Source organism: Bacillus sp. FSL M7-0791 (assembly GCF_038627085.1).
GTDB classification, from domain to species: Bacteria; Bacillota; Bacilli; order Bacillales; family Bacillaceae; genus Bacillus; species Bacillus safensis.
The window spans coordinates 2,384,200-2,396,970 of the sequence record NZ_CP152022.1 but is presented as its reverse complement, the minus strand read 5'-3'; the positions used below and the strand labels follow the sequence as shown (position 1 = coordinate 2,396,970).

Genomic DNA, 12,771 nt, shown 5'->3' with positions numbered 1-12,771 from the left:
TTAGGTGTTTAAGGAGGAAATACATAATGAAAAAAGGGCGCATTCTTGCGTTTTTCTTAGTGGTTCTGTTAATCGGAACTGGCGTGGGCTTACTGACAAAGCCTGTTGCGAAAGATATGACGCTAGGGCTGGATTTACAGGGTGGATTTGAAGTCCTGTATGAAGTACATCCAGTGAAAAAAGAGGACAAGATCACAAATAGTGTTCTCGTTAGTACTGTGGAGGCTCTTAACCGAAGAGCGAACGTGCTTGGTGTAAGTGAGCCGAACATCTCGATTGAAGGCAACAACCGTATCCGCGTGCAGCTTGCGGGGGTAAAAGATCAAAACAGAGCAAGGGAAATTCTTTCCACTGAAGCGCAGCTATCCTTCAGAGATACGAATGATAAAGAACTCCTTAACGGGGCTGACCTAGTCGAAAACAGTGCAAAACAAACATTCAGTCAAACGAATGAGCCAATTGTGACGGTTAAACTAAAAGATGCGAAAAAATTTGGTGACGTCACAAGAAAAGTAGCAGCGATGGCACCAAATAATCAGCTTGTCATTTGGCTTGATTACGACAAAGGAGATTCCTTCAAAAAAGAAGTCTCAAAATCAAACCACAAGTATGTATCTGCACCAAATGTGAATCAAGAGATTAACAGCAGTGACGTACAAATTGAAGGGAAATTTACTGTCCAAGAGGCAAAAGACCTTGCAAGTATTTTAAATGCTGGTGCATTGCCAGTAAAATTAACAGAAAAATATTCCACATCTGTAAGTGCACAGTTTGGTGAACAAGCACTGAACGAAACAGTGTTCGCAGGAATTGTAGGAATCGCATTTATCTTCTTATTCATGCTGTTTTATTACCGATTACCTGGTCTTATTGCAGTCATCACACTCTCAGCTTATATCTACATTACGCTGCAAGTGTTTGACTGGATGGGTGCGGTCATGACACTGCCTGGAATTGCTGCACTGATTCTAGGGGTAGCGATGGCTGTCGATGCCAACATTATTACTTATGAGCGGATCAAAGAAGAGCTGAAGCTCGGCAAATCTGTCCGGTCTGCTTTTAGATCAGGGAACCGCAGATCATTTGCGACCATCTTTGATGCCAACTTAACAAGTATTATTGCCGGCGGAGTGCTGTTCTTCTTCGGGACAAGCTCTGTAAAAGGATTTGCAACGATGCTCATCCTCTCAATTTTAACAAGCTTTATCACAGCTGTTTTCCTATCAAGATTCCTTCTTGGACTGCTTGTAGAGAGCCGCGCGCTCGACCGCAAAAAAGGCTGGTTTGGTGTCCGCAAAAAAGACATCATGAATATCCACGAAACAACAGAAAATACCGAACCGAAAACGCCATTTGATAAATGGGATTTCGTCAGCAAACGTAAAGGCTTTATGATTTTCTCAATAGCTGTTACCATTGCGGGAATCATCGTCCTTTCGATCTTCAAGCTTAATGCTGGTATTGACTTTGCTAGTGGAACGAGAATTGATGTTCAAAGCGATCACAAGCTGACAACTGCACAAGTAGAGCAAGACTTTAAAAAGCTTGACCTTGAAGCAGACAGTGTTGTGCTATCGGGGCAAAATGAAAATCAGGCAGCGGTTCGATTTGTCGGTGTGCCGAATAAAGAAAAAATTGCTGAAGTAAAAGATTACTTCAAAGATAAATACGGCACTGAGCCGAACGTAAGTACAGTATCACCGACTGTCGGAAAAGAGCTTGCCCGTAATGCGCTATATGCCGTCATCATTGCTTCAATTGGGATCATTATATATGTATCCATCCGCTTTGAATATAAAATGGCGATTGCGGCGATTGCCTCATTGCTGTACGATGCATTCTTTATTGTCGCCTTCTTTAGTATTACGCGCTTAGAGGTGGATGTCACCTTCATTGCCGCGATCCTCACAGTCATTGGATACTCGATCAACGACACGATCGTTACCTTCGACAGGGTTCGTGAACAAATGAAGAAACGTAAACCGAAAACCATTGAAGATCTATCGTACATTGTGAACTTAAGCTTACAGCAAACCTTTACGCGATCTGTCAACACGGTGCTGACTGTAGTTGTCGTTGTTATCGCACTGCTTATCTTCGGATCAGCGTCGATTACAAACTTCTCCATCGCCTTACTTGTCGGCTTATTAACAGGGGTATACTCATCCCTTTACATCGCGGCACAAATTTGGCTGATGTGGAAAGGCCGTGAGCTGAAAAAACCAGCTAAGATAGATACAGATCAAGATATTTAATCTAGAAAGACTGCCTTTTCGGCAGTCTTTTTCTATCGTTTTTTCCCGAAAAGTAGACGCTTTGAAAAAACATTTTGGGTTTCATTGATCTTGAAATGGTCTTTTGCTATAATGACTTACGTTTAGACCAGTATAGAAAGCAAGTGTCTGTTTAGGGCATTTGGCTTTATTCATTGGAGGGGCTGTTATGAAGGTTCGGGAAACTGAACTGCCAGGTATCGGTCATAAAGCCGAAATGATCACAAGAAATAATGAGAAGCTTGCCATCATTACACATGATGACGGCAGAAGAGAAATGTATCATTTTCAGGAGGACGACCACGAAGAAACGATTTCTGGCATCCTGCTAAACGATGAAGAAGCAAGACAAATCGCGGCTATTTTAGGCGGCATGGTCTATAAGCCGAAAGCGCTTGAAACCGTGGAGGTAGCCATTGATGAACTAGTGATTGAATGGTTTAAAATTGAAAAGAATGCACCAGCTGTTCAGAAAAGCATCGGTGACCTCAATGTTCGCCAAAACTATCAAGTAACAGTCATCGCCATTGTGAGAAAATCACATGAGAAGATTTTAAATCCAGGACCAGATACCATTATCGAAGAAGGGGATACCCTTGTCATTTCTGGAGAAAGAAAAGAATTAAAGAATCTGATTAAAGAAAAACTCAGCAGCTGATCATGCCCATGCTGATAGGTTTTCTTCCACTGCTTTCTTTCGGTGTTTAAAAAAGGCAGTGAAAAGGGAAGAATAAAAGAAAAAGCTTGGGGGATTTGTAGATGAACAAACAACAATGGACCATCATACTCGCATTTATTTTCGTATTAATTGTCTCAGTATTTGCCGTGATTAATGTACGGCCTGTCGAGGTACACTACTTATTTGGAACGGCTGAATGGCCGCTGATCCTTGTCATTATCGGTTCTGTTTTAATGGGCGGACTGATTGTGGCATTTGCAGGAATCTTCCAAATTGTGAAACTGAAACGTGAACTAAAGGCATTAAAAGCTGAGCGTGCAGCCGCTGCACCTGCTGCTTCGACGAAAAAGGCAGACAAAGACCTTCAAAAAAAATCTCATGTCACGCCTTTAAAAGAACAGCCAGCATCATTTGACCGGAAGGAAAAATAATCTTCCAGCACAATTTCATAAAATAAAAATTGAAACCCCTCAGGCCACTCTAGTATAATAGTGTGGTTGAGGGGTGAATTTATGTTATTATCCAAAATGCGCTGGGAATATGAACATCCAAGCGAAGAAAAAGTGAAATCACTCTCTGAAAATCTGAATATTTCAGCGCTGACTGCATCGCTTCTCGTAAAAAGAGGACTTGAAGAAGTAGAAGAGGCGAGGTCTTTTTTATTTGATCAAAAAGCCGAATTTCATGATCCATTCCTATTAAAAGGAATGAAAGAAGCAGTAGAGCGCATCAACAAAGCGATCGAAGAGCAGGAATCGATTGTGATCTTCGGAGACTATGATGCAGATGGTGTGACAAGTACGTCTGTACTTTTACATACATTAAAAGAGCGGTCTGCGATAGTAGACTTTTATATTCCAGATCGATTTAAAGAAGGCTATGGACCTAATGAACAGGCTTTTCGATATATCAAGGAGCAAGGAGCATCGCTTGTCATCACGGTCGATACAGGCATTGCTGCTGTAAATGAAGCACGTATTGCAAAAGAAATAGGGTTAGACCTGATCATTACAGATCACCATGAACCAAGTGAGGAGCTGCCTGAGGCACTGGCCATTGTCCATCCTAAGCAGCCTGGCTGTGAGTATCCCTTTAAAGAACTTGCTGGTGTAGGTGTCGCGTTTAAAGTGGCGCATGCACTTCTTGGAGAGCTGCCAGTTCAGCTGTTAGATCTTGCAGCAATCGGGACAATCGCGGATCTTGTACCGCTTCATGATGAGAATAGATGGCTCGCCAAAAAAGGACTTCTGCAGCTTCGGCAGTCGAATAGACCGGGGCTGAAAGCGTTATTGAAAGAAGCGGGAGCCACTCTAGAAGAAGCCAATGAGGAAACGGTCGGCTTTCAAATTGCGCCAAGGCTGAATGCTGTTGGGCGAATTGAACAGGCAGATCCAGCCGTTCATCTTCTGATGACTGAGAATAAGGATGAAGCGGAAGAGCTCGCTCGTTTTGTACAGGAACTGAATAAAGAACGACAAAAGATTGTCAGTACGATCACAGAAGAAGCCATTCAAATGGTGGAAGAGGCAGGTGATGACCAGTCTGCGATTGTTGTAGCGAAAGCTGGCTGGAATCCGGGCGTTGTCGGAATTGTTGCCTCTAAATTGACGGATACTTTTTCTCGTCCGGCGATTGTGCTTGGAATAGATGAAGAGACGCAAATGGCAAAAGGATCAGCCCGGAGTATTCCTGGCTTCGATCTATTTTTCCATCTAAGCAAATGCCGCGACATCCTGCCGCATTTCGGCGGGCATCCGATGGCAGCAGGGATGACACTTCGAGCGGATGATGTATCTTTACTAAGGGAAAGATTAAATCAATATGCAAATGAAACATTGACGGAAGAAGATTTTATTCCAATTCAGCGGGTCGATGCCGTGTGCAAGGTAGACGAATTGACGGTTCAAGCGATTGAAGAAGCGGGGATGCTGTCACCATTTGGTATGTCAAACCCAAAACCGTTCATTATGATTGAAGATGCGAAGCTTGAAGATATCCGAACGATTGGGGCAAATCACAACCATATTAAAATGTCTCTGAAAGACGAAGACACACTGCTTGACTGTGTTGGTTTTCACCAAGGGAAATTAAAAGAGGAAATTGTTCCAGGAAGCCGCATTTCTGTGATTGGAGAAATGTCTGTCAATGAATGGAATAACCGGAAGAAGCCCCAGCTGATGTTAAAAGATGCACGAGTTGATGAATGGCAGCTGTTTGATCTGCGCGGGAAAAAGGATTGGGAGAAGAAAGTTTCGACACTTGATTCAGAAAAATCATTGGTTGTCTGTTTTGATGAAGCAACAAAACAGGACGTCGATCTCCCCATTCATCATGTTCATGCAGAAAATGTATCATCGTTTAATGTACAAGGAAAGTATGTGGTCTTTGCGGATGTTCCCGCAGATGAGCAATTGCTGAAGCAGCTTTTAGAAAATCAAAAGCCTGCGAGAATTTATACGGTTTTTCAAAGAAAAGAAGATCATTTTATGTCTTCTTTCCCAAGCCGTGACCAATTCAAATGGTTTTATGGGTTCTTGTTTAAACGGGGAAGTTTTCCTATCAAAGAACAAGGAATGGAGCTTGCCAAACATAGAGGCTGGACAAAAGATACAATCATTTTTATGACAAAGGTGTTTTTTGAACTCGGTTTTGTTAAAATAGAGAATGGTGTGCTGTCAATAGTACTTGATGCCCCTAAAAAAGATTTAACGGCGTCAGCGTCCTATACAGCAAAACAACGATTGATGGAACTCGATCAAACACTAACATATTCCTCAGCTAAAGAGCTGAAGGAATGGCTGAATAGCATGATGAGCGAAGTCTCACCTGTGCTTTGACGTACGAGGAGGAAAAGGAAAAGATGGATTTAAAACAATATGTGACAGTTGTACCTGACTACCCAAAGGAAGGTGTACAATTTAAAGATATTACAACGTTAATGGATAAAGGCGAAGTGTACCGTTATGCAACGGATCAAATCGTTGAATACGCGAAGGAAAGAGACATTGATCTCATTGTTGGACCTGAAGCGCGTGGATTCATTATTGGCTGCCCTGTAGCATACGCACTTGGTGTAGGTTTTGCACCGGTTCGTAAAGAAGGAAAGCTTCCTCGTGAAGTCATTAAAGTCGATTACGGCTTGGAATATGGTAAAGATGTATTAACGATTCATAAAGATGCGATTCGTCCTGGTCAGCGTGTCCTGATTACAGATGACTTACTGGCAACTGGTGGAACAATTGAAGCGTCCATCAAGCTTGTAGAGGAATTAGGCGGCGTTGTGGCAGGGATTGCATTTTTGATTGAGCTGACGTATCTGGACGGCAGAAAGAAGCTTGACGGCTACGACATCATGACGTTAATGCAATACTAATGGAGTTTTTCGTAAAAAGCACTCAGTAAGAAGGGTGCTTTTTTCCTATCAAAAATCTTTTAGCGGACTTCTTCTCTTTACATCTATCGAATTTTTCTTGATAATAAACTACAATACAGTTTTCATTTAAAAAGGTGATTCCATGGCGAACGAACAAGTTTTAACGGCGCAGCAGGTCATTGACAAGGCAAGAGAATACCTGTCCGCTGAACATATTCAATTTATAGAGCGAGCATATGAATATGCTGAAAATGCACACAAGGAGCAATACCGGAAATCTGGTGAGCCCTATATTATCCATCCAATTCAAGTGGCGGGTATTCTTGTTGACCTTGAAATGGACCCATCAACCATTGCAGGCGGTTTCCTGCACGATGTAGTTGAGGATACAGATGTGACATTACAGGATTTAAAAGAGCATTTTAACGAAGAAGTAGCAATGCTTGTTGATGGTGTCACAAAGCTCGGGAAGATTAAATATAAATCACAAGAAGAACAGCAGGCCGAAAACCATCGAAAAATGTTTGTTGCAATGGCGCAGGATATCCGCGTGATCTTGATTAAGCTGGCAGACCGCCTTCATAATATGAGAACGCTCAAACATCTTCCGCAGGAAAAGCAGCGGAGAATTTCAAATGAAACACTTGAAATCTTTGCACCGCTTGCACACAGATTAGGGATTTCAAAGATTAAGTGGGAGCTTGAAGATACAGCACTCCGCTATTTAAATCCGCAGCAATATTACCGGATTGTGAATCTGATGAAGCGCAAACGAGCGGAACGTGAGGAATACTTGGACGAGGTCGTCAATGAAGTGAAAGATCGCGTGTCTGAGGTGAACATCAAGGCTGAATTTTCCGGCAGACCAAAACATATTTATAGTATTTATCGCAAAATGGTCTTGCAAAATAAGCAGTTTAATGAAATTTATGATCTGCTTGCCGTTCGTATTTTGGTTGACAGCATTAAAGACTGTTATGCTGTGCTCGGGATTATCCATACGTGCTGGAAGCCGATGCCAGGCAGGTTTAAGGATTATATTGCGATGCCAAAGCCGAACATGTACCAGTCTCTTCATACAACGGTGATTGGGCCAAAAGGCGATCCGCTTGAAGTTCAGATCCGTACAGTGGAAATGCATGAAATTGCAGAATACGGGATTGCGGCACACTGGGCATACAAAGAAGGAAAAGAGTCAGCAGAATCAACGGAAGAAGCGGTCTTCCAGAAGAAGCTCTCTTGGTTTAGAGAAATTCTTGAGTTCCAAAATGAGTCCACAGATGCAGAAGAATTTATGGAGTCGTTAAAGATTGATCTTTTCTCTGATATGGTGTTTGTGTTTACACCAAAAGGAGACGTCATTGAACTGCCGTCGGGCTCAGTTCCGATTGATTTCTCTTACCGGATTCACTCGGAAATTGGGAATAAAACGATCGGTGCCAAGGTCAATGGCAAAATGGTCACACTCGATCACAAACTAAAAACAGGTGACATTATTGAAATTCTGACATCAAAGCACAGCTACGGGCCAAGTCAGGATTGGGTCAAACTTGCCCAAACCTCCCAAGCGAAGCACAAGATCAGACAGTTTTTCAAAAAACAGCGCCGTGAAGAAAATGTCGAAAAAGGCCGAGAGCTCGTGGAAAAAGAAATTAAAAACCTTGAGTTTGACGTCAAAGACATTCTGACAGCTGAAAACCTGCAAAAAGTGGCTGACAAATTTAATTTTTCAAACGAAGAGGACATGTATGCAGCTGTTGGATATAACGGCATTACTGCACTGCAGGTCGCCAATCGTTTAACGGAAAAAGAAAGAAAACAAAGAGACCAAGAAGAGCAAGAGAAAACCGTTCAAGAAGTGACGGTGGAACCAAAGACGTATCACGGGAAAAAACGGGAAGCTGGCGTAAGGGTCAAAGGGATTGATAACCTGCTTGTCCGCTTATCTAAGTGCTGTAATCCTGTTCCTGGTGATAGCATTGTCGGTTTTATTACGAAGGGCCGAGGTGTATCTGTTCACCGCGAGGACTGTCCGAACGTAAAGACAGGAGAAGCACAGGAGCGGTTAATTCCGGTCGAGTGGGAGCATGAGCAGCCTGCTCAAAACCGTAAAGAATACAATGTGGAAATTGAAATATTAGGATATGATAGACGCGGCTTACTCAATGAGGTGCTTCAAGCAGTCAACGAAACCAAAACGAACATCTCCTCTGTTTCTGGGAAGTCTGATCGTAACAAAGTGGCGACGATCCATATGGCGATCTTTATCCAAAATATTAACCATTTGCACAAAGTGGTCGAACGCATTAAGCAAATCAAAGACATTTACTCTGTTCGCCGATTCATGAATTAGAAAGGAAGTATATCGTCTATGAGGCTTGTTGTGCAGCGTGTGACAAATGCATCTGTTAAGGTAGAAGAAGAGATCACAGGTGCCATCAACGAAGGTTATATGGTGCTTGTTGGTGTCACACACGAAGATACAGAAGAAGATGTGCTCTACTTAGCTGAAAAGCTTGCACATTTACGTATTTTTGAAGATGAAAACGGGAAAATGAATCGTTCATTATTGGACATAAAAGGAAGCGTTCTGTCTGTATCTCAATTTACCCTTTATGGTGATACGAGAAAGGGCAGACGGCCGAATTTTATGAAAGCCGCCAAGCCGGATGCAGCCAATTCGCTTTACGAATGTTTCAATAAAACCCTTAGAGAAAAAGGCATCCATGTCGAAACTGGCCGTTTTGGTGCGATGATGGACGTGTCATTGACCAATTCAGGACCGGTCACGATCTTGATGGACAGCAAAGAATAGATTCTCTTTAGACTGTAGATGAACTCATGCGGGAGTTTGTTTAGAGTCTTTTTCTTTTGCGGTCAAACAAAAAAGAGGCGCAGTGGCCTCTTTCTTTTTAACGGAAATATTGTTTTAATCCTTCAGTCATTCCTTCTGTGACTCGTTCTTGGTAAGAGGCGCTATAAATGATCGCTTCCTCCTGTGGATTGCTTAAGTACCCGAGTTCATATAAAAGGGAAGGGCGTTTGTTTTCTCTTAAAACAAAGTAATCTCCGAATTTGACACCCTTATCAGGGATTTGAGAGCGTTTTGCGACTTCGGAATGAACGCTTGACGCTAACTGCTGATCTTTTGCTGCATGATAATAATACGCAGTACTTCCTCTAACACTTTGGTCCATAAAACTATCATAATGAAGACTAATAAATGCATCTGCATTTCGATAATGAGAGGTTGCCACCCTTGATTGCAGGCTGATAAAGGTATCATCACTTCTTGTTAGATATACATTTGCACCAGAAGCCCTTAATTTGCCTGCCAGTAAATTAGCGGTTTTGATGGTGATGTTCTTTTCAAATGCACCGTCTGCGCCAATCGTGCCGCTGTCTTTTCCGCCATGACCAGGATCAAGAACAATCGTTTTTCCTTTTAAAGAACCAGTTCCAGACGATGAATCCTGCTGAGGTCTTGGCGCTTCGCTGCTATTTTTCTTCGTTTGAACGACCCAGCTCGCCACGTAGCCAGTTCCGCCGTTTGATAGTGTCACCTCGTACCAGTCACCTTGCGTCCGAACAATTTGATAGGCAGCTCCTTTTGTTGCTCTTTCTGCAATCCCAGCAGAGGTAGAAGCGCTTTTTCGAATGTTGGTGCCGTCATAGACAATGTATGCTTTTTGCTCAGAAGCCGAAGAGGATGAACTCTTTTCAGGTGCAGAGCCTGCTCCTTTGCCTGTGACAATGTAATAGCTTGCAACCCAGCCTTTTACGCCTTTCCCCTCAATTTCATACCAGCCGTTCTGCTCTCGCAAAATGGTGATCTGTGTGTTGCGGGCAAGTGAAGCGATGACTTGTGCATTTGGTGCGGCCGATTGTCGTACATTCAAGCTCGATACGCCAACTGTGCCTGTCTCGTTAGAGCGAGAGGACTCGCCGGAACTTGATTGAGAAGTTTTCTGCCCCCCTGAAACATAATCAGAGTGAACCCAGCCTTCTGCTTGTTTATACGAAATTTTCGTCCATTCGCCGCTTGTCTCGAGCTTTTTAGCGGTAGCGCCTTGCGGGAAAGTACCAATCACTTGATAGGAAGTCCCAGGGCCTGTCCGGATGCGAAGATCGGAAGCTGTCGATGTAATTGTACTGCCTCCAGCCGTGCTTTGACCTTGCGCCTTTGGCTTCGCGGATTTTTGAGCGCCGGATGATGTGGTAATCAGCCATGAGACGACCCAGCCTTTTTGTCCGTTTGATAATTGGATCTGCACCCATTCTCCTTGTTCAGTGAGAATAGGATAACTTTCGCCGCGTTTCACAACAGCTGCAATTCCATAGCTTAAACCAGGGCCCGTTCTCACATTGATTTCATCTGTTGCGACAACAGCTTGATCTGTTTGTGCTGTAGCATGTGTCATAGGCAAAGAACTCGCGATGAGAACAAAACAAGTAAGCAGCATCATCATTTGATTGTGTTTTTTCAGATTCAAAACGGTGTTTTCCCCTCCCTTGTAAAACCGATGAATGTTAATTCGTTATGTAGTGGATGAATTCCTTGCAGTTTTCCTAATAAAAATGAATCAATCTGTTTATACTAAATAAAAATGTGATAAAAGGATGTACAAACATGAGATTAAGCAGAAAATTAGGACGAGTGCAATATAATGGACATCGTGATATCGACCGCTGGCAGCACGACGAAATGGATCAGCCAGGCTTCCTTGAAGAGACCGCATCTGAATACGGATGTACGTCAAAAGAAGAGCTGGAAAAGAAAAAGAGGCACGGCAAGGGTTGACAGAGTGGCAGCACCGACCTTATTATAATATAAATCAACACACTTGAAAATTTAAAATGTGGAACTGATGATAGAGAATAGTAGGGTAAATTGCGTGAGCAGAGAGGACTCGCCTGAGGCTGAAAGCGAATCCGCATGGCATTTATCACGAAAGAACACTCTGTAGGTTTCCTGCTGAACGCTCTGAAAATGAGTCAATAGGCGGAGAACGTGAATCTGCGTTAAGGATTTGAGCGGGAACATGCTTATTCATGTTCCAACTAGGGTGGCACCACGGGTATAACTCTCGTCCCTACTATACACATAGTAGAGGCGGGGGTTTTTTATATGTCCACATAAAAAATGAATGATGGTCGTAGGAGGACGAAAAATGAGTTTTAATATTCCAAGAGGCACACAGGATATTTTACCTGGAGAGTCAGAACGCTGGCAGTATGTTGAACAAATTGCGAGAGATACATGTGCAGCCTTTCAATACAAAGAAATCCGCACACCGATTTTTGAGCATACTGAGCTGTTTGCACGGGGAGTAGGCGAATCAACTGATATCGTTCAAAAAGAGATGTACACATTTGAAGACAAAAAAGGACGCAGCATCACACTTCGTCCAGAGGGAACAGCTTCAACTGTACGCTCTTATGTTGAAAATAAATTGTTCGCACAGCCGGCTCAGCCAACAAAGCTTTATTACATCGGACCAATGTTCCGCTATGAACGTCCGCAAACCGGAAGATATCGTCAATTTTATCAATTTGGGATAGAAGCGATTGGTTCCAAGGATCCTGCTATTGATGCAGAGGTCATTTCGCTTGCGATGAGTGTGTATGAGAAAGCAGGTCTTTCTAACTTAAAGCTCGTCATTAACAGCCTTGGTGACAAGGAGAGCCGTGCAGACTACCGCACAGCACTGGTCAAGCACTTTGAGCCAAGAATTGAGGAATTCTGTCACGACTGTCAAACGCGTTTACATCAAAATCCGCTGCGTATTCTTGATTGTAAAAAGGATCGTGATCATGAACTGATGACAACCGCTCCATCCATTCAAGATTACTTAAATGAAGAATCACGGACGTATTTTGAAAAGGTCAAACAATACTTATCAGATATAGGCATTGAGTATGTCGTCGATCCAAATTTAGTGCGCGGTCTTGATTACTACAATCACACAGCATTTGAGATCATGAGTAATGCAGAAGGCTTTGGTGCGATTACAACATTAGCTGGCGGCGGCCGTTATGATGGACTCGTTGAAGGAATTGGCGGTCCTGAATCACCAGGGATCGGATTTGCGATGAGTATTGAACGTTTCTTATCTGCGATCGATGCTGAAGGAATTGAGCTTCCTCTCCAAGATGGTATTGATCTATACATTGCTGCACTTGGAGATGAAGCGAAGGATTATTCTGTTTCATTATTAAACCGTCTGAGAAAAGAAGGTATCTCAAGTGAAATGGACTATACGGGGAAGAAATTAAAAGGACAATTTAAAGCGGCTGATCGATTAAAAGCCAAATTTATTGCAGTTCTTGGTGAAGATGAGCTTGCGCAGCAAATTGTGAATGTGAAAGATACAACAACGGGTGAACAAATTGAAGTGAAGCTTGATGAGCTGATTCAAATGTTGAAGGCCCACCAGAAAGCGTAA

General features: G+C 42.8%; 10 protein-coding genes and 1 other annotated feature. Of the genes, 9 read left to right on the top strand and 1 reads right to left on the bottom strand.

Annotated elements, in window-relative coordinates; translation table 11 throughout:
- Window positions 1-26: 26 nt before the first annotated feature.
- The 7 genes from secDF (at window position 27) to dtd (ending at window position 9,140) form a co-directional block, all read left to right on the top strand.
- A complete protein-coding gene (secDF, locus tag MHI08_RS12335) occupies window positions 27-2,255 on the top strand; it encodes a protein translocase subunit SecDF (RefSeq protein ID WP_024423137.1) in 2,229 nt (742 codons plus the stop codon).
- Window positions 2,256-2,442: 187 nt separating this feature from the next.
- Window positions 2,443-2,931 (top strand): cation:proton antiporter regulatory subunit, encoded by a 489-nt coding sequence (locus MHI08_RS12330; protein ID WP_024423136.1) that lies wholly within the window; start codon window positions 2,443-2,445, stop codon window positions 2,929-2,931.
- A gap of 101 nt (window positions 2,932-3,032) precedes the next feature.
- Window positions 3,033-3,383 (top strand): lipopolysaccharide assembly protein LapA domain-containing protein, encoded by a 351-nt coding sequence (locus MHI08_RS12325; protein ID WP_024423135.1) that lies wholly within the window; start codon window positions 3,033-3,035, stop codon window positions 3,381-3,383.
- An 81-nt stretch (window positions 3,384-3,464) separates the two neighbouring features.
- A complete protein-coding gene (gene recJ, locus MHI08_RS12320) occupies window positions 3,465-5,789 on the top strand; it encodes a single-stranded-DNA-specific exonuclease RecJ (protein WP_056767985.1) in 2,325 nt (774 codons plus the stop codon).
- Window positions 5,790-5,812: 23 nt separating this feature from the next.
- Window positions 5,813-6,325: an adenine phosphoribosyltransferase gene (locus MHI08_RS12315; protein WP_024423133.1), complete on the top strand. Its 513-nt coding sequence runs from the start codon at window positions 5,813-5,815 to the stop codon at window positions 6,323-6,325.
- A gap of 142 nt (window positions 6,326-6,467) precedes the next feature.
- Window positions 6,468-8,678 carry a bifunctional (p)ppGpp synthetase/guanosine-3',5'-bis(diphosphate) 3'-pyrophosphohydrolase gene (locus MHI08_RS12310; RefSeq protein ID WP_024427858.1) on the top strand — a complete coding sequence of 737 codons (2,211 nt, stop codon included), beginning with the start codon at window positions 6,468-6,470 and terminating at the stop codon, window positions 8,676-8,678.
- An 18-nt stretch (window positions 8,679-8,696) separates the two neighbouring features.
- Window positions 8,697-9,140: a D-aminoacyl-tRNA deacylase gene (gene dtd / locus MHI08_RS12305; RefSeq protein WP_024427859.1), complete on the top strand. Its 444-nt coding sequence runs from the start codon at window positions 8,697-8,699 to the stop codon at window positions 9,138-9,140.
- Between the two features lie 97 nt (window positions 9,141-9,237).
- Here dtd and MHI08_RS12300 read toward each other — a convergent pair whose 3' ends face one another.
- Window positions 9,238-10,818, bottom strand: a complete 1,581-nt coding sequence (locus tag MHI08_RS12300) for an SH3 domain-containing protein (protein ID WP_024423130.1) — start codon at window positions 10,816-10,818, stop codon at window positions 9,238-9,240.
- A 137-nt stretch (window positions 10,819-10,955) separates the two neighbouring features.
- Here MHI08_RS12300 and MHI08_RS12295 point away from each other — a divergent pair, with 137 nt between their 5' ends.
- Both MHI08_RS12295 and hisS read left to right on the top strand, forming a co-directional pair.
- Entirely contained in the window at window positions 10,956-11,126 is a 171-nt protein-coding gene (locus MHI08_RS12295) for a YrzK family protein (RefSeq protein ID WP_003216250.1), read from the top strand.
- Between the two features lie 58 nt (window positions 11,127-11,184).
- Window positions 11,185-11,423, top strand: a binding site (T-box leader).
- Between the two features lie 73 nt (window positions 11,424-11,496).
- On the top strand, window positions 11,497-12,771 hold the full coding sequence (gene hisS / locus MHI08_RS12290; RefSeq protein WP_024423129.1) for a histidine--tRNA ligase: 1,275 nt from the start codon (window positions 11,497-11,499) through the stop codon (window positions 12,769-12,771).

Bases quoted from the DNA above. Each gene is read 5' to 3' on its own strand.
- MHI08_RS12295 (WP_003216250.1), top strand. From the start codon at position 10,956: ATGAGATTAAGCAGAAAATTAGGACGAGTGCAATATAATGGACATCGT.
- MHI08_RS12315 (WP_024423133.1), top strand. From the start codon at position 5,813: ATGGATTTAAAACAATATGTGACAGTTGTACCTGACTACCCAAAGGAA.
- MHI08_RS12310 (WP_024427858.1), top strand. From the start codon at position 6,468: ATGGCGAACGAACAAGTTTTAACGGCGCAGCAGGTCATTGACAAGGCA.
- recJ (WP_056767985.1), top strand. From the start codon at position 3,465: ATGTTATTATCCAAAATGCGCTGGGAATATGAACATCCAAGCGAAGAA.
- MHI08_RS12330 (WP_024423136.1), top strand. From the start codon at position 2,443: ATGAAGGTTCGGGAAACTGAACTGCCAGGTATCGGTCATAAAGCCGAA.
- hisS (WP_024423129.1), top strand. From the start codon at position 11,497: ATGAGTTTTAATATTCCAAGAGGCACACAGGATATTTTACCTGGAGAG.
- MHI08_RS12325 (WP_024423135.1), top strand. From the start codon at position 3,033: ATGAACAAACAACAATGGACCATCATACTCGCATTTATTTTCGTATTA.
- secDF (WP_024423137.1), top strand. From the start codon at position 27: ATGAAAAAAGGGCGCATTCTTGCGTTTTTCTTAGTGGTTCTGTTAATC.
- dtd (WP_024427859.1), top strand. From the start codon at position 8,697: ATGAGGCTTGTTGTGCAGCGTGTGACAAATGCATCTGTTAAGGTAGAA.